The following is a 19,906-nucleotide window of genomic DNA, read 5'->3' on the forward strand; positions in this document are numbered from 1 at the left end:
CCGGCCGCGCCGGGTTACCCGCGCGGGCCCGTTCCGATTCCCCCTCGTACCCGTTCTTGACCCGCGCTTGGGGACACTCTGGTCAAGGGCGGGTAATTTCCAACACTTTCGTGACGATCGGTTGGGGCGCGGACGTAAACTCGATGAAGTTTCCCGTGTCTCGACCACCCCTGAGTAGGTACTTCCATGCCCCGTGGGACCTCAGTGCGCCACCCGTTGGCCGGACTCACCCGTGACTTCCACAAGATCGGCCCCCTCGCCGGTCCGATCGACCCCTGGATGTGCGCTGAGCTGGACCAGCACGCCGCGCAGGTGTGCGACGGCATCGCCTCCTCCGGCGGCGAGGTGACCGCCCGGACCCTGGGCACCTACCTCCACGGGTTCCTCGACGGCTGCCTCGAGCGGGGCTGGGACTCCGCGGCCGTCGAGTACGACTGGGAGACACTCCGCGTCCTCGCGATCTGCCGCTTGGCCAAGGAGCGCGGTTTCGTCCGCTAGGTTGTTGCCAACCGCAGGCACCGTTGTGACCGACGACGCGCCGTCCCCGAGGACGCGTTCGGTGGATGCTTCCGCGCGGTCGGCGCGGCGAGCGGCGGCCCGGCCGTTCCGCGGAGGCATCGCGCCGGAGGCGTTCCCGAGGCCGGCGGCGGTCGACGGGCGGACCCGGAACGGTACGCCGGACACGCCCTCGGTCACCCGCCCTGCCCGTTCACCGGCGAAAACCCCTTCACGGGCCTAGGCTGGGGACATCGGCGACCCCACGGCGGCCGGACACGCGCCCCGACGAACCGGGCGCGGACCTGCGGAATGCAACGTGGGATGCACGGTGTTATGCCGGTCCGGGACGGACCGGACGCCGTGACTGGCGGAGCGGCCCGCAGGAGCCGCGAGAAAGGAATGCGAATGAGGAGCGGTCGGCACGGGGCGGCGCGCCCACCGGTCGGCGTCCTGATCCAGCAGGATCGCGTCGACTTCGCGCTTTTCGCACTGATCTTCGTCGTCGCGGTGGCCTCGATGGTCTTCACCGGGCCGGGCAGCGTCGTCTTCTGGCTGGCGCTGCTGCCCATGATCGCCACCGTGGTGCTGGCCGTCCGGCGGATCGAGCACCTGTCCCGCCTCGAGCTGCGGGACTCGGAGTTCCTGTAGCCGGCGACGGCGCACGACAGCGGGAGGGCGGGGCCTCGAGGCCCCGCCCTCCCCTGTCTCCTTCGTCTTGTACCTCTGCGATCCCGAGCCCCCTTTCCCTCGACTGCACGCCTGTGGCGTCCGTACCCGTCAGACGCCGCCCTCGGGGCGCTCGCCCGTGCCCGGCGCGCCCGGGCCGGTGCGCACTCCGGCGGTGCGGGCGTCCTCGGCACCGGCCGGTCCGGTGGTCGCGGGACGGTCCATGGCGGCCTTGCGGCCCGCCTCGTAGCTGCTCTTGTCGGCCAGGCGGCCGGTCTCCTCCTCCGCGCGGTCCAGCCAGCGGTCCCAGCGCGACTGCATCGGCCGGATCAGGCCGCCGCCGACGCCCACCACGATGACGCCGCCGACGGTGGCCAGCACGGCGACGAGCACCGGCGTGGTCACGGTCGTGGCGATGCCCATCTGGTTGAGCGCCGCGATGACACCGAGGGCCAGGATGGCCACGGCGGCGATGTTGGCCAGCAGCCGGCCGTACGAGAGGCCGCCCAGTGCGTTGCTGACGATGTCGCGGACCGCCTTGGCGATCATCGCGGTCACCACCACGATGACCAGCGCGACGATGCCGCGCGGCATCCAGGCGATGACCTCGTTCAGGAGGGTGCTCACCGGGTTCGGTCCGAAGACGTTGAACGCGAGGGTGAACACGAACAGCAGGGCGACGTAGTAGATGATCTTGCCGCACAGCTCACTGGCGCTCCAGTTGCTGCGCTCGAAGTACTCGCCCACCCCGCCGCGGTGGAGGGCGCGGTCCAGCCCGACCCCGTGCAGCGCCTTGCCGACCGCCTTGCCCACGAGCCAGGCGATGATCCAGCCCACTACGAGGACGACCAGGAAGCCGGCCAGCAGTGGTACGAAGCTCGCCACCATCTGCCAGGCCGTCATCAGACCCTGACCCACATCCATGACGTCTTCACCCCCAAGTCGCTCCGTTCGGTCGTACCGAATGGTCGCCGTTCGGAACGGCGAAAAGAGGCGCGGTGCCTCTCACCCCGCCGATACCCGGAGTGCCCGGTTCAAATCCTTTATCGGAGCAGGTCGGAAGGTATTGCCTTTTCTTGGGAGTTCTCTGGCCGGAAAAAGGGGCGCGGATCATTGTCGGTAGTGGACAATGCGCCGACCCGGGGCGGCCGCGCACGGCGGAGGGCCCCGGTCGCCCGGGGCCCTCCGTGGTGGTGTGCGGGGGTCAGGAGTCCTGGCCGGCCGGCTGCCCCTCGCCGCGGTGCAGGTCCCAGCCGCTGATACCGCGCCAGGCCAGCCGGGCCACCAGCAGTTCGGCGGCGTCCTTGGGAACCGAGCCCTGGGTGTTGATCCAGTAGCGGGCGCTGGTCTCGGCCATGCCGACCAGCCCTATGCTCAGCAGGTGCGCCTCCTCGTCGGAGATGCTGGTGTCCTGTCGGATGACCTCGCCGATCAGCTCGGCGCAGCGCTGGAAGGTCTGCTCGCTCTTCTCGCGCACCGCCGGGAGATTGCGCAGGTCCGATTCGAAGACCAGGCGGAACGCCTCGCCGTCGCCGGCCACGAAGTCGAAATACGCGCGGAAACTCGCGATGACCCGCTGGCGGTTGTCATCGGTGCTCTCCAGCGCCTCGCGCTGCTTTTCGACCAGCGCCTCGGAATGCTCTTCCAGGAGGGCGAGGTACAGCTCCAGCTTCCCCGGGAAGTGCTGGTAGAGGACCGGCTTGCTCACCCCCGCGCGCTCGGCGATCTCGTCCATCGCGGCCGCGTGGTACCCGCGGGCGACGAAGATCTCCTGCGCGGCGGCGAGGAGCTGTCGGCGGCGCCTGACCCGGGGCAGACGGGTGCCCCGGGAGCGGGCGTCTGAAGGAGCTGTCACACCCACACCCTCCGAACTCGGCATGGCAGATGCACGCCATCATCGGACATCTGCGTGGCTGGCGCCGTCGTGCGCGCGTCCCCGTCACAGGGTGCGCTCCACGGCGTTTTCCGCCATCTTACTCCTGCGTAAGTTACCTGTGACATAGGGATTCGTCCCGCGGAACGAGACGGCGCGGGCCGGTGGCCGCCGATCAGCGCCGATCGTCGTCGTCGGCCCCGGCCTCGCGCAGCTGCTCCACGACGTCGGCCTCGTTCGCGTCCGGGAGCTCCCCGCCCCCGGCGCGCTCCAGCCAGTGCTCGTCGTCCTCCGCGTCGGAGGCGGACAGCCGCTGTTCGGCGGCGTCGGCCTCGGGGACCGCTGCGTCCGGGTCCTCCGCGGGTGCGGGACGTGTCCTCGGGTCCTCGGTCACGGGTGCCTCCCCCAGTCGACGGACGTACCACCGACACTACTCTCCGCCGCGCCGCGGGGGGCGGAGGGGAATGGATCGGCGGGTCAGGGCGGTTGCCGACGAGAGGGGGCGGCCGAGGTCCGGCGGCTCGGGCGGGTGTCCGCCACTGTGCCCGTCGACACCGCCCCGGGGGTGGGAATGGAAAACCCCACCCGTTAGGTTGGGTATAAGAGCAAGCACGCTTCGCGCCCCGCGACCCCTGCGCCCGTGGTCCTCCTGCTTCGGGCGGTGTGAAGCATCACGAACAGACATGAGGAGTCACCGTGTCGCTGCCGCCGCTGGTGGAACCAGCTGACGAGCTGACCGTGGACGAGGTGCGCCGCTATTCGCGACACCTGATCATCCCCGACGTGGGCATGGACGGGCAGAAGCGCCTGAAGAACGCCAAGGTGCTCGTCGTCGGTGCGGGCGGGCTGGGTTCCCCGGCGCTGCTCTACCTCGCCGCCGCGGGTGTGGGCACCCTCGGCATCATCGACTTCGACGTCGTGGACGAGTCCAACCTCCAGCGCCAGGTCATCCACGGCCAGAGCGACGTGGGCCGCCCCAAGGCCGAGTCGGCCCGCGACAGCATCAAGGAGGTGAACCCCAATGTGACGGTGATCCTCCACCAGGACCGCCTGGACTCCGACAACGCGCTGGAGATCTTCGCGGACTACGACCTGATCCTGGACGGGACCGACAACTTCGCGACCCGCTACCTGGTCAACGACGCCGCGGTCATCCTGAACAAGCCGTACGTGTGGGGTTCCATCTACCGCTTCGACGGCCAGGTCAGCGTCTTCTGGAACGAGTACGGGCCGCAGTACCGCGACCTGTACCCCGAGCCCCCGCCGCCCGGCATGGTCCCCTCCTGCGCCGAGGGCGGCGTCCTGGGCGTGCTGTGCGCCTCCATCGGGTCCGTCATGGTGAACGAGGCCATCAAGCTGATCACCGGGATCGGTGAGCCGCTGGTGGGCCGCCTGCTCATCTTCGACGCCCTGGAGATGTCCTGGCGCGAGGTGAAGGTCCGCAAGGACCCCGACACCCAGCCGGTGACCGAGCTCATCGACTACGAGGCGTTCTGCGGCGTCGTCTCCGACGAGGCCAGCGAGGCCGCGGCCGGGTCGACGATCACCGCGGGCGAGCTCAAGGACCTCCTCGACAACAAGCCCGACGAGATCTTCCTCGTGGACGTCCGCGAGAAGAACGAGTACGAGATCGTCAGCATCCCGGGCGCCACGCTCATCCCCAAGGGCGAGTTCCTCAACGGCAAGGCCTTCGAGAAGCTCCCCCAGGACAAGCGCGTGGTCCTGCACTGCAAGTCGGGCGTGCGCTCGGCCGAGGCGCTGGCCGCGGTCAAGGCCGCGGGCTTCTCCGACGCGGTGCACGTCGGCGGCGGCGTCCTGGCCTGGGTCAACCAGATCGACCCCAGCCTGCCCAGCTACTGAGCGGCCTGTCATAGCGCGTCGCGGACGGCGCCGGGGCGATCCCGGCGCCGTCCGCCGTATGCGGGCGCCCGATTGGGTACAAGACCTCCCAGGGGCCGCCGATCGAACGTCGGGGCGGCCCCGCCGCAGGGAGGTGGCACCATGCGTGAAAAGGGACGCCGGGCCGACTGGGTGGCGATCGCCGCCGGTCTGGCGCTGGGGATCAGCTTCGTCTGGCACGGGATGTACGGGTTCAGCGGCGGAGTGCTGTTCGTGCTCGGGCTGGGGGTCATCATGGCCGCCGTCGTCTCCCTCACCCGCCCCGGCGCGCTCTCCGGGGAGATCGCGGTGCTGGCGATCGGCGTGCTCGTGTTCGCGATGCCCTGGCTGCTGGGCTACACGCACCTGGCCCCGGCCGCGTGGACGGCCTGGATCATCGGCGCCGCCATCGCCGTGCTCGGCGCCTACGGCCTGGTCCGGGCCCGCCAGACGCGGCGGCGCGACCCCGACTCCGTCTGGAGCGCCCACGTCAACGAGATCCCGACCTGACCGGGAGCGCGACGCGGGGCCGGTGCCGTGCGGCACCGGCCCCGCGTGTTCCCGGCGTCGCGTCCGTCGGCGGCCCTCGCTAGGGTGTGGCCGTGTTCACCGATGAGGACGGCGGGCCCGACGAGTACGCCGACGAGGTCCTGGCCGTGGTCGAGCGGATCCCGCCGGGGAGGGTGATGTCCTACGGGGACATCGCCGAGTACGTGGGCCGGGGAGGCCCCCGGCAGGTCGGCTCCGTCATGTCCACCTGGGGCGGCGGCGTCCCCTGGTGGCGGGTGGTCCGGGCCGACGGCAGCCCCGCCTCCGGACACGAGGTGAGAGCCTTGTCGCACTATGCCGCGGAGGCCACTCCGCTGCGGCCCGGAAGCGACCGTGTGGACATGCGCAAGGCCCGGTGGGACGGGGAAAGCGGAGGCTGAGGGCACCTCGCGGGCTCCCCGGGCCGTCCGGGACGGTCGGCACCCTCTGGTGAACTGGTGGGGTGAACACATCCCCGTACCGTCTCGTGCGGCGCCCCCACCGGGTGCAGCCGCCGCCGGTGCTGGACGAGAACCAACGCAAGGTCGTCGACCACGAGGGCGGCCCCCTCCTGGTGCTCGCCGGTCCCGGCACCGGCAAGACCACCACCATCGTCGAGGCCGTCGTCGACCGCATCGACAACAGGGGCGTGGACCCCTCCCGCATCCTGGTCCTCACCTTCGGCCGCAAGGCCGCGCAGGAGCTGCGGGAGCGCATCACCGGGCGGCTGCGCCGCACCACCCGGGAGCCCCTCGCCCTGACCTTCCACGGCTACGCCTACGCGCTCATCCGCCGCGAGTTCCAGCGCATGGGCGACCTGCCGCCCCGCCTGCTGTCCGGCCCCGAGCAGCTGATGGAGATACGCGAGCTCCTGCGCTGGGAGGCCGCGGACGGCGGTTCCGCCTGGCCCGAACGCCTGCGCCCGGCCCTGGAGACCCGCGGCTTCGCCGAGGAGCTGCGCGACTTCCTGATGCGCGCGGAGGAGCGCGGCCTGGGCCCCGACGCCCTGGCCCGGCTGGGCCGCGAGCGCGGCCGCGACGACTGGGAGGCCGCGGCCGGGTTCCTGGCGCGGATGAACGGCCGGTTCGACATCGCCCCCGTGCCCACCCTCAACTACGCCGAGCTGGTGCGGATCGCCGCCGGACTGCTCTCCGACCCCGCGGTGCAGGAGCGCGAGCGCTCGGCGCACGAGACCGTGTTCGTCGACGAGTACCAGGACACCGATCCGGCCCAGGAGGAACTCCTCCAGGCCCTGGCGGGCGACGGCCGCGACCTCATCGCCGTCGGCGACCCCGACCAGTCCATCTACGGGTTCCGCGGCGCCGAGGTGCGCGGCATCCTGGAGTTCCCCGACCGCTTCCGCACGGTCCGCCGCACGCCCGCCCCCGTGGTGGCGCTGCGCACCTCCCGCCGCAGCGGCTCCGGCCTGCTGGCCGCCTCGCGGGCGGTCACCCGCCGCCTGCCCGCCGTCGCCTCCGCGCCCGGCCGCGTCAACGAGCACCGCGAACTGGTCCCCGCCGCCGGGGTGCCCGCCGGGAGCGTGCGGCTGCTCATGGCCGAGAGCCCCACCCAGGAGGCGGCGGTCATCGCCGACACCCTGCGCCGCGCCCACCTGGTGGACGGCGTCCCCTGGTCGGACATGGCCGTCCTGGTGCGCTCGGCCACCCGCCAGCTGCCGGTGCTGCGCCGCGCCCTGGTCGCCGCGTCGGTGCCGGTCGCCGTCGGCGCCGACGAGCTGCCGGTGGCCGCCGAGCCCATCGTGCGGCCGCTGCTGTCCCTCATCCGGTTCGGGCTGCACCCGGCCGAACTCGACGACGAGGCCGCCCGCGACCTGCTCACCGGCCCCTTCGGCGACGCCGACGCCATCGGCCTGCGCCGCCTCACCCGCGCCCTGCGCCGCCTGGACCTGGACCGGGCCGCCGCCGAGCGCGAGAACGGCGGGGGCGACGGGACCTACCGGCCCGCCTCCCAGCTGCTGGTGGACGCCCTGCGCGAGCCGGCCGACCTCACCCTGGTCGAGCCCGAGGTGGCCGCGCCCGCCCTGCGCATCGCCACCGCCCTGGCCACCGTCCGCGAACTCGACGCCCGCGGCGCCGACGCCGAACAGGTGCTGTGGCGGCTGTGGCGCGACAGCGGCCTGGCCGACCGGCTGCTGCGCGCCAGCCTCGCCGGCGGCCGCCGCGGCGCCGCCGCCGACCGCGACCTCGACGCGGTGGTCGCCCTGTTCGAGAGCGCCGCCCGCTACTGCGACCGGCTGCCCCCCGGCACCCCGGAGGGGTTCCTCGCCGACCTGGCCGCCCAGGAGATCCCCGGCGACAGCCTCGCCGAGCGCGCCCCCGACGGCGAGTCCGTGCGCATCCTCACCGCCCACCGCTCCAAGGGGCTGGAATGGGGCCTGGTGGTGGTCGCCGGGGTCCAGGAGGGCGACTGGCCCGACCTGCGCCTGCGCGGTTCCCTGCTGGGCGTGGAGGAGCTGGTGGACGCCGACGTGCACGGCGCCGACTCCTCCGGGGCCGCCCTGGCCTCCAAGCTGCTCGCCGAGGAGCGCCGCCTGTTCTACGTGGCCCTCACCCGCGCCCGGCACACCCTCGTGGTCACCGCCGTGGGCGGCGACGACGCCGAGCAGCGGCCCTCCCGGTTCCTCAACGAGATGGGCGCGGGCGACCCCGAGCCCGTCGGCACCGGGGTGCGCTGGCTGTCGCTGCCGTCCCTGGTCGCCGACCTGCGCTCGGTGGTCACCGACCGGAACGCGCCCGGCGCCCTGCGCGACGCCGCCGCCATCCACCTGGCCCGCCTGGCCGAGGAGGGGGTGCGCGGGGCGGACCCCGCCGAGTGGTACGCCCTGACACCCTTCTCCGACGACCGGCCGCTGGCCGGGGAGGGCGACACCATCCGGGTGTCGCCCTCCCAGGTGGAGAGCTTCACCAACTGCCAGCTGCGCTGGCTGCTGGAGCGCGCCGCCGGGGCCTCCTCCGGCGACTCGGCGTCCGCCCTGGGCACCGTCGTGCACGCCGTCGCGGTCCTGGTCGCCCAGGGCACCCCGCCGCAGGACATCTCCCGGCGGATGGACGAGATCTGGGCCGACCTCGACTTCGGCGGCCCCTGGCAGGCCGACAAGCAGCGCGAGCGCGCCGACACCATGGTCCGCAAGCTCCTCACCTGGGACGCCGCCAACGACCGCGAGCTCGTCGTCACCGAGGAGGGGTTCAAGGTCGACGTCGGGGGCATCGAGATCACCGGCCGGGTCGACCGGCTCGAGCGCGACGACCAGGGCCGCGCCGTCGTCGTCGACATCAAGACCGGCGCCGCCAAGGCCGAGGACCTGGACCGCCACCCCCAGCTCGGCGTCTACCAGATGGCCGTCCTCAAGGGGGCCTTCGCCGAACTCGGCCTGGCGCAGCCCGGCGGGGCGATGCTCGTCCAGCTCGGCGAGAAGCTCAAGAACGCCCGAGAGCAGGTCCAGCGCCCCCTCGGCGAGGACCCCGACCCCCGCTGGGCCCAGGACCTCGTCACCGAGGTCGCCGCCGGTATGGGCGGCTCCCGGTTCACCGCCACCCGCAACAAGGGATGCAGGTCGTGCGCCGTGCGCGCCTGCTGCCCGGTCCAAGACGAGGGCAGACATGTCTGAAGCCCACCCCCGTTTCACCCCCGCCGAACTCGCCCGCGTCCTCGGGCAGCCCGAACCCACCGCCGAGCAGTCCGAGGTGATCTCCGCCCCCCTCGAACCCGCGGTGGTCATCGCGGGTGCCGGTTCGGGCAAGAGCGAGACCATGGCCTCCCGCGTGGTGTGGCTGGTCGCCAACGGGTACGTGCGGCCCGAGCAGGTCCTCGGCCTCACCTTCACCCGCAAGGCCACCGCCGAGCTGGCCGAGCGCGTGCGCAAACGCCTGGACCAGGTGCGCGACAGGCTCGGTGAGGAGGTCGTCGGCGAGGGCGTGCTGGACGGCGAGCCCACCGTGTCCACCTACAACGCCTACGCGGGGCGCATCGTCGCCGACCACGCCCTGCGCGAGGCCGTCGAGCCCACCGCCCGGCTGCTCAGCGAGGGCCAGTCCTGGCAGCTCGCCGCCCGGGTGGTCGGCGAGTACGACGGTCCGATGGACCTGGTCAACGTGGGCGCGGACACCGTCATCGAACGCGTGCTGCACCTGTCCGGCGAGATCGCCGACCACCTCACCACGGTCGAGCGGGTGCGCGGCATCGGGCGGTGGATCCAGTCCCAGGTGGACGCCCTGCCCAAGAGGCCCACCGCCGACACCCGGGACCTGGTCGGCACCCAGCGCCGCCGGGAGCAGCTGCTGCCCCTGGTGGAGCGCTACGACCACGCCAAGCACTCCCGCGAGGCCATGGACTTCGGCGACCAGATGGCCCTGGCCGCGCGCATCGCCGAGAACCACCCCGAGGTGGGGCTGGTGGAGCGCAGCAGGTTCCGGGTCGTGCTGCTGGACGAGTACCAGGACACCAGCCACGCCCAGCTGGTGCTGCTGCGCTCCCTGTTCGGCGACGGCCACGCCGTGACCGCGGTCGGCGACCCCTGCCAGTCCATCTACGGGTGGCGGGGGGCGATCGCCGCCAACCTCACCCGGTTCCCCACCGACTTCCCGGCCGCGCCGGGGCGGCCCGCGGCCGTGCGCAGGCTGTCCACCAGCTTCCGCAACGGCGAGCGCATCCTGGGCGTGGCCGGATGGATCTCCGAGGAGCTGCGCGCCGAGGCCGCCGAGGTGCCGGTGCTGTACCCGGGGCCGGCCCGGCGCGGGCGCGGGCGGGCCGACGTCGCCCTGTTCCGCACCGAGTCCGAGGAGGCGGCCTGGATCGCCTCGCGCATCGCCGAACTGGTCAAGGGGGTGCGCCGCGACCCGGAGACCGCGCCGGACGGGATGCCCTGGCCGCCGGGCGAGTCCGGCGGCGCCCAGGACGGGGGAGTGTCCCCGGGCGACGTCGCCGTGCTGTGCCGCCGCCGAGCCCAGTTCCCGGCCCTGCGCGAGGAACTGGAGGCGCGCGGCGTCCCGGTCGAGGTCGTGGGCCTGGGCGGGCTGATGCTCGTCCCGGAGGTGCGCGACATCATCGCCACCCTGCGCGTGGTGCACGACGCCGCCGCGGGCAACGAGCTGGCCCGCCTGCTCACCGGGCCGCGCTGGCGGTTCGGGCCCCGCGACCTGGCCTCCCTGGGGGCGCGCGCCACCGAGCTGGCCCGCCACTCCCGCCGCGACCTCACGGGGGACGGGCCGGACGGGGCGGGGGACGACGTGCTGCGCCGCACCGTCCTGGACCTCACCGCGGAGAGCGGCAGCCTGGTGGACGCGGTCGACGACCCGGGGGACGCCGAGAACTACTCCGAGACCGGGTACGCGCGCCTGCTGCGCCTGTCCGAGGAGCTGCGCGGCCTGCGCAAGCTGGTCGGGCAGCCGCTGCCGGACCTCATCACCGAGGTCGAGCGCGTTCTGGGCCTGGACATCGAGGTGGCGGCCCGCAGCGGGCGCGACCCGCTGTCGGCCCGCGCCGATCTGGACGCGTTCGTGGACCACGCCGTCCGGTTCGTCGGCAACAGCGACGACCCCTCGTTGGGCAGCTTCCTGAGCTACCTGCGCGCCGCGGAGGAGAACGAGAGCGGCCTGGCGCCGGGGGAGCGGGTCGGCGGGTCGGACAGCGTCAAGCTCATGACCATGCACGGGGCCAAGGGGCTCCAGTGGCCGGTGGTGTTCGTGCCGGGCATCAGCGGCGGGCGCAACCCGGTGTTCCCGGCGTCGCCGCGCCACGCCAAGGCGTGGGTCGCGGCCGACCACCTGCTGCCGTACCCGCTGCGCGGCGACCGGGCGAGCCTGCCCGAGCTGACCGGTGTGGACAAGCAGGCCATCGCCGCGTTCAAGGAGGAGGAGGCGGCCCGCCACCTCACGGAGGAGCGCCGCCTCGCCTACGTGGCGGTCACCCGGGCGTCCTTCCTCCTCGTGTGCACCGGGCACTGGTGGGGGCGCACCGGCACCACGCCGCGCGGCCCGTCGGTCTTCCTGGAGGAGATACGCGAGGCCTGCGAGCAGGGGGCGGGGCGGGTGGTCGACTGGGCCGACCCGCCCGAACTCGACGAGACCAACCCGCACGACGAGGAGGAGGGCGAGGCCGTGTGGCCGCCCCTCCAGGGCGACCCGCAGAGCGACGGCGAGGCCACCCCGGACACGCTCGCCCAGGTGGAGGGCGCGGTGACCCGCCGGACGGAGATCGAGGCGGGCGCCGCGCTGGTGGAGCGGGCCCGCGCGGCGCTGCGCGAGGGCAGGGCGGTGCCGCCGGACCCGGCGCGCTACGAGAAGCTGGGGCGCCGGCTCCAGGGGTGGGAGCGCGACACGGGGCTGCTGCTGGCCCACCGCGCCCGCGAGGCCCGGCGGGCCGAGGACGGCACGGTCCCGGTGGAGCTGCCCGACCACCTGTCCGTGTCCTCCATGGTGTGGCTGGCCCGCGACCCGTCGGGGCTGGCCCGCCAGATCCGGCGGCCGCTGCCCCGGCCCCCGGCCCCCCACACCCGGCGGGGGACCGCGTTCCACACCTGGCTGGAGCGCCGCTTCGGGCTGGGCACGGCCACCCTCCTGGACGAGCTGCCGGGGGCGGCCGACGAGACGGCGGGGGAGGACGACGACCTGGCCGAGCTCCAGACGCTCTTCGAGGAGAGCGAATGGGGCGGGCGGATCCCGGTCGAGGTGGAGGTGCCGTTCGAGACGGTGATCGGGGACCGGCTCATCCGCGGGCGGATGGACGCGGTGTTCCACGACCCGGAGAAGGGCTACGACGTCGTGGACTGGAAGACGGGGCGGCCGCCGCGGGGCGCGGCGGAGCGGCGGGCGGTCGGCGTGCAGCTGGCGGCGTACCGGCTGGCGTGGGCGGACCTCCAGGGGGTGCCGCTCGACGAGGTGCGCGCGGCCTTCCACTACGTCCGCGCCAACGAGACGGTCCGTCCCACCGACCTGCTCGACGCCGACGGCCTGGCGGCCCTCATCGCCTCCGTCCCCGAGCCCTGACCGGGGCGCGGGGACGGGCGGGCGTGCGAGGATCGGCGGCGATGGAGACGATCGCGGCCGCCGTCGCCGCCCGCCACGGGATACCGCCCGCCGACGTGCGCCCGCTCCCCGCGGGTGCGGCCAACCACGTCCTGGCCCTGGGGGAGTCCCTCGTGCTGCGCGTCCCCCGGGGGCCGGACCACGAGGCCGACCTGCGCAAGGAGGCGGCGCTCATCCCGGTGGTGCGCGCCGCGGGGGTCCCCACCCCGGAGCTGGTCGAGTACCGCGAGGGCGAGCCGCCGACGATGCTGCTGGAACGCCTCCCGGGCACCGACCTGGTCGGCCGCGCCCCGGGCCGGGACGTGCTGCTCGACCTGGGCCGCCGGCTCGCCGCGCTGCACGCGGTCCCGGCCGACGCCCTGCCCGGCCTGCCCCGGGAGACCGGGGACCCCGACCCGGCCGCGCTGGTCGGAAGGGTGCACGCCGCGGGGTACATCGACGCCGACACGGCCGGCCTGCTGCGCGCCTGGTGCGCCGGACTCGCACCGCTGGTCCCCGCCGCGGCGGCCTCCGCGCCGGTCCACGGGGACATAGCCCCGCAGAACCTGATCGTGACCCCCGAAGGCGCCCTCGCCGGGATCGTGGACTGGGGCGACGCCGCCGTCGCCGACCCGGCCACCGACTTCGCGAAGCTCCCTCCGGCCTGGCTGCCCGCCGTCCTGGAGGGCTACGGCGTCCCGGGCATGGAGGCCCGGGTGCTGTGGCACCACCTCGCCTGGGCGCTCGGCCGCCTGCTGCGGCCCGACCCTGTCCTGGGGCGGCGCCACTGGACCGCGCCGCCCCTGAGCCGGATCCTCGCCCTGCTGCTGTTCTTCGCCTCCGGCCCGCCGGACCCCTGGCCCCGCCTCGGCCCGGGAGCCCTCCCGTCCGCGCCCGCCGCCGGGTGACGCCCGCCGGGGTCGAGGCCGGGGCCGGGTGCGGCCGGCGGACTACGGGGCCGCGCTGTCGGCCGGTGTCCCCGGCGTCACCGGACGCCCTCCACGCCGATGTGGACGCGGTGGTGCCGGGGGTCCTCGATCTCGTCCAGCACCGCCAGGGCGAAGTCCTCCGCGGTGATCGTGCTGTCCGCCGCTCCGGGGGCGACCCGGTAGCGGCCGGTCGGAGCGGACTCCCGGTCGAAGTCCCCCGCCGGGCTCAGCGCCACCCAGTCCGCCGCGCCGCTCCCGGACAGGACCTCCAGGGCCGCGGCGTGCGCCGCGAAGAACGCCCGGTGGTCCGGGTACCCCGGCTCGTCCATCAGCGGGGTCCCCGCCGCCGTCGGCAGCAGGGGGGCCAGCCCCACGTGGACGAGGCGGACCGCCCCGGCGGCCCCCTCGACCAGCGCGCGGGCGTTGGCGGGGAAGAACACCGACGGGTCGGAGCCCTGGTCGTACACGGTGCTCACCAGCGCCCCCCGCCCGCGGGCGGCCTCCCGCACCGACGCCGGGTCCACCGCGTCGACCCGGAGCACCCGCACCCCCTCGCCCGCCAGGTCGGTGTGCCGCTCCGGGGAGCGCACCCCCGCCGTCACCTCGTGGCCGCGGCGCACCGCCTCCGCCACGACCGCGCGCCCCACCCTGCCGCCCGCACCGACGACCACGATCCCGGACATGCCGTACCTCCGATTCCCCGTCGGCCCCGGGTCGGGACCGATCGACCGGGACGCTACCGGGGACCCTGGTTCCCTCCGGGATACCTCGCCTAGACTCACGGCGTGCCCGAACCCCTGGAACCCGACATGTTCGACCCCGTGTGCCCCTCGGCGCTCACCCCGATCCGGGTGTCCGGGAGCAAGTGGTCGGCCCTGGTCCTGCGCTGCCTGGAGGACGGCCCGCGCCGCTTCCACGAGCTGCGCGTCCCGATCCGCACCACCGCCAAGGTGCTCACCCGGACGCTGCGCGCCCTGGAGCGCGACGGGTTCGTCTCCCGCTCGGCGGCCTCCGACCGCGGTGTCGAGTACTCCCTGACCGGCCTGGGCCGGGGGATGCTCGGCGCGATGGCGCCGGTGTGCGAGTGGACGAGCGAGCACTGGGACGAGCTGGTGGACGCCCACGAGGCGGGTGCCGGCCGCTGAACGCGCGGCGGGAGCGCCGGGGCGCCGTCCCGGGGCGGGGCTCGCGTTCTTCGCCGCGGGCGGCCGGTCAGGGGCGGGAGTCCAGGAGGTGCAGGCCGACCACGCCGGCCAGGATGAGCAGTACGCAGCCGATGCGCAGCGGGCCCGCGCTCTCGCCGAGCAGCGTGATGCCCGCGAGTACCACACCGGTCGCGCCCAGGCCGACCCAGGCCGCGTAGGCGGTGCCGACGGGCAGCTCCCGCAGGGCCAGCGAGAGCAGGCCGAAGCTCACGGCGGCCGCGCCGACGGTCAGGACGCTCGGCCACAGCCGCGTGAAGCCCTGCGACTCCTTCATGGCGAGCGCCCACACCACCTCCAGTGCGGCGGCCGCGGTCAGCAGGGCCCAGGCGAGCGGCCCGCTCACGCGTTCGCCCCCGCGTCCACCAGGATCGAGGTGCCGGTGATGTTGCGCCCGCCCGGCCCCGCCAGGTGCGCCACCGACGCGGCCACGTCCTCGGGCGAGCAGTACCGCCCCAGGGCGGTGAGCGCGCGCTCGGCCTCGGCGTCGGGCCCGTCCGCCGGGTTCATGTCGGTGTCGGTCGAGCCGGGGTGGACGAGGTTCACCGTGATCCCCCGGGGCCCGAGCTCGCGGGCCAGCGAGCGGGTCAGCCCCAGAAGGGCGGACTTGCTGGTGGAGTACAGCACGGTCTCCGGCACGGAGGCGCGTTCGCTCAGGTTGGTGCCGACCCCGATGATCCGGCCCCCGGGCCCCATGTACCGGACGGCGGCCTGGGCCGCGACGAACGCGGCGCGGGCGTGGACGGCGATCGCCCGGTCGAAGTCGGCGACGGTGAACTCCTCGAACGGCCCGAAAGGCGCCACCCCCGCGTTGCCGACCAGGATGTGCGGCCCGCCGAGCCGCTCGTGGACGAGGTCGACGGCCGAGCGCAGGGCCTCGGGGTCGGCCGAGTCCGCGCGGACGGCGAGCGCCCGGACCCCCAGGGCCTCGGCGTCCCGGACGACCGCGGGGGCGTGCTCCCCGGAGCGGGTGTGGGTGAAGGCGACGTCGGCCCCGTCGGCGGCCAGGCGGCGGACGATCGCGGCGCCAATGCCCCGGCTGCCGCCGGTGACGAGTGCGGTGCGCCCTTCGAGGGGGCGGATGCTGCTGGGGGTCATGGACGGCTCCCGGTTCGTGGAGGGGTGTTCCAGCACGCACGACCATAAGTGGAATTAATTCCGTTTACAAGCCGTGCAGGTGGGGCCGCTATACTCGCGGCGCATCCGCGGTTCCGAGGGAGGACGGTCACGTGAGCGGTCGCGCCCCCCGTCGCCCGCCGCTGCCCATGGCCGGGCAGGCCCGCCCCGAGCGTGCCGACGCCGCGCGCAACCGCAGGCTCCTCCTGGCGGCCGCCCGCGAACTCCTCGCCGAGCGCGGTGTCGAGGGCCTCACGCTGGAGGCCGTCGCCGCACGGGCGGGGACGGGGGTGGGGACCGTTTACCGCCGCTTCGGCGACCTGGCCGGGCTCACCCACGCCATGGTCGACGCCCAGGAGTACGAGTTCCAGCGCGGGTTCCTCCAGGGCCCTCCGCCACTCGGCCCGGGGGCCCCGCCGCGGGAGCGCCTGCACGCCTTCGTCGACGCGTTCGTCGACCGGCTGGAGGCCCAGGCCGAACTCCTCGCCGTCGCCGAGACCGCCTCGGTCCAGGCCCGGTACGAGAGCGGCGCCTACGCCGCCCACCATGCGCACCTGGCGGCCCTGGTGACCGAGCTGCGGCCGGACGCCGACCCCGCCCACCTGGCCGACGTGCTGCTCGCCCCGCTGGAGGCAGCCCTCCACGTGCACCAGCGCCGGACCCGGGGCATGTCGGCCGACCGGGTCCGGTCAGGGCTGCACGCGGTGGTCGACCGCCTCATCGGCTGAGCGCGCGGCGGCCCGCGTCGCCGGGCCGGCTCCCGGGGACGCCCGCCGTGCGGGGGACGCGGCCGCCCCGTCCCGGACGGCGGCGCCCCCGCGTACGCGCTCAGACCACGCCGAAGACGAAACCGCCGGGGGAGTCGCTGTCCTCGCCGAACAGGAACTGCCGCGCCGACAGCACGAACTCCTCCCGGCTCATGTCCCCGTCCCCGTCCGTGTCCACGTGCGCGAACCGGGTGCGGGCGTCGGCCTCGCCGGCGCCCAGCGCGGCGGCGTACACGAGGAACTCCTCCAGGCTGATCCGCCCGTCGCCGTCCTCGTCCAGCAGGTCGAACACCGCCTCGGCCACCGCCTCGGCCGCGTTGGACCGGCTGCGGTCCTCCGACGCCGCGTGCATGGCCGCGATGAACTCCTGCCGCTCCAGGCGGTCCCCGGCCCCGGAGTACCGCACAAGGCGGTCCCACAGCGACCGGTAGGCCGTCTCGACCGCGTGCGCCTTGGGCTCGGTCGGGTCCAGCGTGTACCCGGTGATGTACCGGTCCACCAGCCGCTGGTAGTCCGCCCAGGTGGCGTACTTGTCCCCGTCGGTGTCGAGTACGTCGAACAGCTCGTTGAACCGGGCGACGATCGCCTCGGAGGGGGTGATGCTCACGTGGTTCCTCCCATCGGTGGGGCGGGTGGTTCCCTCCCCGTCCTGTGAGTCCCATCGTGCCGAAAAGGTTCCCTCCGTGCGCTGTTGGCGGCCCGTTCATCCCGATCGTGGACAATGTCCTGTGTGCCGAGCCCAGGAATCCCCCAGGACAGCGGCGCCCCCGTCCGGGCCGGTGTGCCCGAGCACGGCCGGGTGCCCAAGTACTACGCCGTCCGCATCCGCCTGACGGAGCTGGTCGACGGGCTGGAGGTGGGGCGGACCCTGCCCACCGAGCGGGAGCTCGCCGAACGCTTCGGCGCCGCCCGCGAGACCGTGCGCCAGGCGCTGCGCGACCTCCTCCTGGAGGGGAGGCTGCGCCGCCGCGGCCGGGGCACGGTGGTGGCCGGGCCCAAGCTGGAGCAGCCGCTCTCCCTGGCCAGTTACACCGAGGGCGTCCGCCGCCAGGGGCTGCGCCCGGGGCGGACCCTGGTGGACCTGCGAAGCTGGCCCTGTCCGGAGGGGCTGGCCCGGGAGCTGGACGTCGCCGCGGGCGAACCCGTCTGGCACATGGAGCGCGTGCTGCTCGCCGACGACGAGCGCGTCGGCCTGGAGTCCACCTACATCCCGGTGGCCCGCGTGCCCGGACTGGACAGCGAGTTCGACCCCGACTCCACCTTCTACGGCTACCTGGCGGACAAGGTCGGCATCGTGTTCGCCGACGCGGACGAACGCCTGGAGACGGTGCTGGCCACCCCGCGCGAGGCGCTGCTCATCGGCACTCCGCCGGCCCTGCCGATGCTGCTCATCCACCGGGTGTCGCGGGACGGGGAGGGCCGCCCCTTCGAGCGGGTGCGCTCGCTGTACCGGGGGGACCGGTTCAGCTTCAGCGCCCACCTGTCCGGCGACGGCCGCTGACGCGCACGGGGCCTCCGCCCCGCTTTTTTATCACGAGAAGATAACGGGTCTAGTCCAAAGTTTCGCGCCGGTTCACCGGGACGCCTCTGCGCTGCTCGGTGCGCTCCACCTGCGCCGACCACGCTCGTGGCCATGCGAGTGATCATCGTCGGTGCCGGAGTCCTGGGCACCATGCACGCCTGGCAGGCCGTCTCCCGAGGCCACGAGGTCGTCCACATCGAACGCGAGGACGCCGCCCGCGGCGCCTCGGTCCGCAACTTCGGCCTGGTCTGGGTCGGCGGCCGCGCCCCCGGCGCGGAACTGGCCGCGGCGCAGCGCTCCCGCGTGCTGTGGGAGGAGATCGCCGAACGGGTGCCCGCCCTGGGCTTCCGCCCCTCCGGCTCCCTGACCGTCGCCGCCACCGAGCGCGAACTGGCCGTGGCCGAGGCCGCCGCCCGGAGCCCGGAGGCGGCCGAACGCGGCTACGAGCTCCTCGGCCCCGACCGGGTCCGCGAGGTCAACCCCGCCCTGCGCGGCGACCTGCTGGGCGCCCTGTGGTGCCGCCGCGACGCCCAGGTCGAACCCCGCACCGCCCAGGCCGCGCTCCAGGCCGAGCTGGCCCGCAGCGGACGCTACACCCTGCTGACCGGCCGGGAGGTCCGCGACCTCGCCGGACCGGCCGCCGTGCGCGACGACCGCGACGAGGTCCACCGCGGCGACACCGTCGTCCTGTGCACCGGCGCCTGGCTGGGCGGGCTGGTGCGCGAACTGGTCCCGGACCTGCCGGTGCGCCGGGTCCGGCTCCAGATGGCGCAGACCGCGCCGCTGGGGGAGGCCCTCACCACCTCCGTGGCCGACGGCGACAGCTTCCGCTACTACCCCGCCTACCGGGGCCCGGAGCTGGACGCCCTCAACGCCGCCCAGCCCCAGGGCCCGGTCCCGGCCGGGCACGCGATGCAGCTGCTGATGGTCCAGCGCGCCGACGGCTCGCTCACCATCGGCGACACCCACGAGTACGACGCCCCCTTCTCCTTCGACACCTCCGAGGACCCCTACGACCACCTCGCCGGGGTCGTCACCCGCCTGCTCGGCCGCCCGATGCCGCCGATCCGCCGCCGTTGGGCGGGGGTCTACGCCCAGTGCCTGGACCCCGCCGCCGTCGTCCACCGCGCCGCCGTCGCCGACGGCGTCCACCTCGTCACCGGCCCCGGGGGGCGCGGCATGACCTGCTCCCCGGCGATCGCCGAGACCACCGCCGAAGAACTGGGATGGTCATGACCTCCTCCACCGACATCGAACTCGTCACCCTCGACATGGCGGGCACCACCGTCGCCGACGACGGCCTGGTGGAGCGCGCCTTCGCCGCCGCCCTGCCCGAGCGCACCGCCGCCGACCTGGAGTACGTGCGCGCCACCATGGGCGAATCCAAGATCACCGTGTTCCGCCACCTCACCGGCGGGGACGAGGACCGCGCCCAGGAGGCCAACCGCGCCTTCGAGGACGCCTACGCCCACCTGGTCGACGACGGCCTGTGCGCGCCCCTGCCCGGCGCCGAGGACACCCTGCGCCGCCTGCGCGCCCAGGGCCGCACCGTCGCCCTGACCACAGGGTTCGGCCGCGACACCCAGGACCGCATCCTGCGTGCCCTGGGCTGGACCGGCCTGCCCGACCTGGTGCTGTGCCCGGCCGACGCGGGCGGCCGCGGCCGCCCCCACCCGGACATGGTCCTCACCGCGGCCCTGCGCGCGAAGGTCTCCGCGATGGCGGCGGTCGCCGTCGTCGGCGACACCGCCTCGGACGTGCGCAGCGGGATCAACGCCGGGGCGGGGCTGGTCGCCGGGGTGCTCACCGGCGCCCACGGCGCCGAGGCCCTGCGCGCCGCCGGCGCCGCCCACGTCCTGCCCGGGGTGTCCGGGCTGCCCGCCCTCCTGGACGGGGAGGGCTGAC

The 19,906-nt window shown here is 74.5% G+C and carries 20 protein-coding genes; 13 read left to right on the forward strand and 7 right to left on the reverse strand.

Annotated elements, in window-relative coordinates; translation table 11 throughout:
* The first annotated feature begins 186 nt into the window (after positions 1–186).
* Together ABZ249_RS03240 and ABZ249_RS03245 are read left to right on the forward strand one after the other, a co-directional pair.
* Complete coding sequence (locus ABZ249_RS03240; RefSeq protein ID WP_220564986.1) at positions 187–498, forward strand: DUF6401 family natural product biosynthesis protein; 312 nt, start codon at positions 187–189, stop codon at positions 496–498.
* A gap of 405 nt (positions 499–903) precedes the next feature.
* The gene (locus ABZ249_RS03245; RefSeq protein WP_220564987.1) at positions 904–1,146 is read left to right on the forward strand and encodes a hypothetical protein; all 243 of its coding nucleotides are present in this window, start codon (positions 904–906) and stop codon (positions 1,144–1,146) included.
* A 129-nt stretch (positions 1,147–1,275) separates the two neighbouring features.
* Here ABZ249_RS03245 and ABZ249_RS03250 read toward each other — a convergent pair whose 3' ends face one another.
* From ABZ249_RS03250 to ABZ249_RS03260, 3 genes are all read right to left on the reverse strand, one after another.
* A complete protein-coding gene (locus tag ABZ249_RS03250) occupies positions 1,276–2,088 on the reverse strand; it encodes a hypothetical protein (RefSeq protein WP_355256572.1) in 813 nt (270 codons plus the stop codon).
* A gap of 280 nt (positions 2,089–2,368) precedes the next feature.
* Positions 2,369–3,019, reverse strand: coding sequence for a TetR/AcrR family transcriptional regulator (locus ABZ249_RS03255; RefSeq protein ID WP_355256575.1), 651 nt, complete (start codon positions 3,017–3,019; stop codon positions 2,369–2,371).
* A gap of 193 nt (positions 3,020–3,212) precedes the next feature.
* The gene (locus tag ABZ249_RS03260; RefSeq protein WP_355256578.1) at positions 3,213–3,431 is read right to left on the reverse strand and encodes a hypothetical protein; all 219 of its coding nucleotides are present in this window, start codon (positions 3,429–3,431) and stop codon (positions 3,213–3,215) included.
* A 302-nt stretch (positions 3,432–3,733) separates the two neighbouring features.
* On the opposite strand from ABZ249_RS03260, the gene moeZ reads away from it, so the two are divergent.
* From moeZ to ABZ249_RS03290, 6 genes are all read left to right on the forward strand, one after another.
* Entirely contained in the window at positions 3,734–4,897 is a 1,164-nt protein-coding gene (moeZ, locus tag ABZ249_RS03265) for an adenylyltransferase/sulfurtransferase MoeZ (protein ID WP_355256581.1), read from the forward strand.
* A 141-nt stretch (positions 4,898–5,038) separates the two neighbouring features.
* Entirely contained in the window at positions 5,039–5,425 is a 387-nt protein-coding gene (locus tag ABZ249_RS03270) for an SPW repeat protein (RefSeq protein WP_355256584.1), read from the forward strand.
* Positions 5,426–5,517: 92 nt separating this feature from the next.
* Complete coding sequence (locus tag ABZ249_RS03275; protein ID WP_220564993.1) at positions 5,518–5,844, forward strand: MGMT family protein; 327 nt, start codon at positions 5,518–5,520, stop codon at positions 5,842–5,844.
* Between the two features lie 86 nt (positions 5,845–5,930).
* Entirely contained in the window at positions 5,931–9,071 is a 3,141-nt protein-coding gene (locus ABZ249_RS03280) for an ATP-dependent DNA helicase (protein ID WP_355257094.1), read from the forward strand.
* Positions 9,064–12,447, forward strand: coding sequence for an ATP-dependent DNA helicase (locus ABZ249_RS03285; RefSeq protein ID WP_355256588.1), 3,384 nt, complete (start codon positions 9,064–9,066; stop codon positions 12,445–12,447). Before ABZ249_RS03280 ends, ABZ249_RS03285 begins: the two co-directional genes overlap by 8 nt.
* 41 nt (positions 12,448–12,488) lie before the next feature.
* On the forward strand, positions 12,489–13,373 hold the full coding sequence (locus ABZ249_RS03290) for a phosphotransferase (RefSeq protein ID WP_355256591.1): 885 nt from the start codon (positions 12,489–12,491) through the stop codon (positions 13,371–13,373).
* A 77-nt stretch (positions 13,374–13,450) separates the two neighbouring features.
* Here the strand turns inward: ABZ249_RS03290 and ABZ249_RS03295 are convergent, their stop codons facing one another.
* Positions 13,451–14,077 carry an NAD(P)H-binding protein gene (locus ABZ249_RS03295; RefSeq protein ID WP_355256594.1) on the reverse strand — a complete coding sequence of 209 codons (627 nt, stop codon included), beginning with the start codon at positions 14,075–14,077 and terminating at the stop codon, positions 13,451–13,453.
* Positions 14,078–14,179: 102 nt separating this feature from the next.
* Between ABZ249_RS03295 and ABZ249_RS03300 the strand changes: the two genes are divergently transcribed.
* Positions 14,180–14,539, forward strand: a complete 360-nt coding sequence (locus ABZ249_RS03300) for a helix-turn-helix domain-containing protein (protein ID WP_355256596.1) — start codon at positions 14,180–14,182, stop codon at positions 14,537–14,539.
* Between the two features lie 67 nt (positions 14,540–14,606).
* Here the strand turns inward: ABZ249_RS03300 and ABZ249_RS03305 are convergent, their stop codons facing one another.
* Entirely contained in the window at positions 14,607–14,942 is a 336-nt protein-coding gene (locus ABZ249_RS03305) for a multidrug efflux SMR transporter (protein ID WP_355256599.1), read from the reverse strand.
* On the reverse strand, positions 14,939–15,694 hold the full coding sequence (locus tag ABZ249_RS03310; protein WP_355256602.1) for an SDR family oxidoreductase: 756 nt from the start codon (positions 15,692–15,694) through the stop codon (positions 14,939–14,941). Before ABZ249_RS03310 ends, ABZ249_RS03305 begins: the two co-directional genes overlap by 4 nt.
* A gap of 131 nt (positions 15,695–15,825) precedes the next feature.
* Between ABZ249_RS03310 and ABZ249_RS03315 the strand changes: the two genes are divergently transcribed.
* Positions 15,826–16,440 carry a TetR/AcrR family transcriptional regulator gene (locus ABZ249_RS03315; protein ID WP_355256605.1) on the forward strand — a complete coding sequence of 205 codons (615 nt, stop codon included), beginning with the start codon at positions 15,826–15,828 and terminating at the stop codon, positions 16,438–16,440.
* Between the two features lie 100 nt (positions 16,441–16,540).
* Here the strand turns inward: ABZ249_RS03315 and ABZ249_RS03320 are convergent, their stop codons facing one another.
* Entirely contained in the window at positions 16,541–17,086 is a 546-nt protein-coding gene (locus tag ABZ249_RS03320; RefSeq protein ID WP_355256608.1) for an EF-hand domain-containing protein, read from the reverse strand.
* A 114-nt stretch (positions 17,087–17,200) separates the two neighbouring features.
* Between ABZ249_RS03320 and ABZ249_RS03325 the strand changes: the two genes are divergently transcribed.
* The 3 genes from ABZ249_RS03325 to ABZ249_RS03335 all read left to right on the forward strand — a co-directional run bounded on the left by ABZ249_RS03325 (position 17,201) and on the right by ABZ249_RS03335 (position 19,905).
* Positions 17,201–17,980 carry a GntR family transcriptional regulator gene (locus ABZ249_RS03325; RefSeq protein WP_220564997.1) on the forward strand — a complete coding sequence of 260 codons (780 nt, stop codon included), beginning with the start codon at positions 17,201–17,203 and terminating at the stop codon, positions 17,978–17,980.
* Between the two features lie 138 nt (positions 17,981–18,118).
* Complete coding sequence (locus ABZ249_RS03330) at positions 18,119–19,237, forward strand: TIGR03364 family FAD-dependent oxidoreductase (RefSeq protein ID WP_355257097.1); 1,119 nt, start codon at positions 18,119–18,121, stop codon at positions 19,235–19,237.
* A complete protein-coding gene (locus ABZ249_RS03335) occupies positions 19,234–19,905 on the forward strand; it encodes a phosphonatase-like hydrolase (protein ID WP_355256612.1) in 672 nt (223 codons plus the stop codon). The genes ABZ249_RS03330 and ABZ249_RS03335 overlap by 4 nt, the downstream gene beginning before the upstream one ends.
* Position 19,906 lies beyond the last annotated feature (1 nt).

The organism is Nocardiopsis sp. NPDC006139, assembly GCF_040614155.1.
Taxonomy (GTDB): Bacteria; Actinomycetota; Actinomycetes; order Streptosporangiales; family Streptosporangiaceae; genus Nocardiopsis; species Nocardiopsis changdeensis.

Bases quoted from the DNA above. Each gene is read 5' to 3' on its own strand.
- ABZ249_RS03290 (WP_355256591.1), top strand. From the start codon at position 12,489: ATGGAGACGATCGCGGCCGCCGTCGCCGCCCGCCACGGGATACCGCCC.
- ABZ249_RS03245 (WP_220564987.1), top strand. From the start codon at position 904: ATGAGGAGCGGTCGGCACGGGGCGGCGCGCCCACCGGTCGGCGTCCTG.
- ABZ249_RS03335 (WP_355256612.1), top strand. From the start codon at position 19,234: ATGACCTCCTCCACCGACATCGAACTCGTCACCCTCGACATGGCGGGC.
- ABZ249_RS03270 (WP_355256584.1), top strand. From the start codon at position 5,039: ATGCGTGAAAAGGGACGCCGGGCCGACTGGGTGGCGATCGCCGCCGGT.
- ABZ249_RS03285 (WP_355256588.1), top strand. From the start codon at position 9,064: ATGTCTGAAGCCCACCCCCGTTTCACCCCCGCCGAACTCGCCCGCGTC.
- ABZ249_RS03325 (WP_220564997.1), top strand. From the start codon at position 17,201: ATGTCCTGTGTGCCGAGCCCAGGAATCCCCCAGGACAGCGGCGCCCCC.
- ABZ249_RS03250 (WP_355256572.1), bottom strand. From the start codon at position 2,088: ATGGATGTGGGTCAGGGTCTGATGACGGCCTGGCAGATGGTGGCGAGC.
- ABZ249_RS03310 (WP_355256602.1), bottom strand. From the start codon at position 15,694: ATGACCCCCAGCAGCATCCGCCCCCTCGAAGGGCGCACCGCACTCGTC.
- ABZ249_RS03295 (WP_355256594.1), bottom strand. From the start codon at position 14,077: ATGTCCGGGATCGTGGTCGTCGGTGCGGGCGGCAGGGTGGGGCGCGCG.
- ABZ249_RS03240 (WP_220564986.1), top strand. From the start codon at position 187: ATGCCCCGTGGGACCTCAGTGCGCCACCCGTTGGCCGGACTCACCCGT.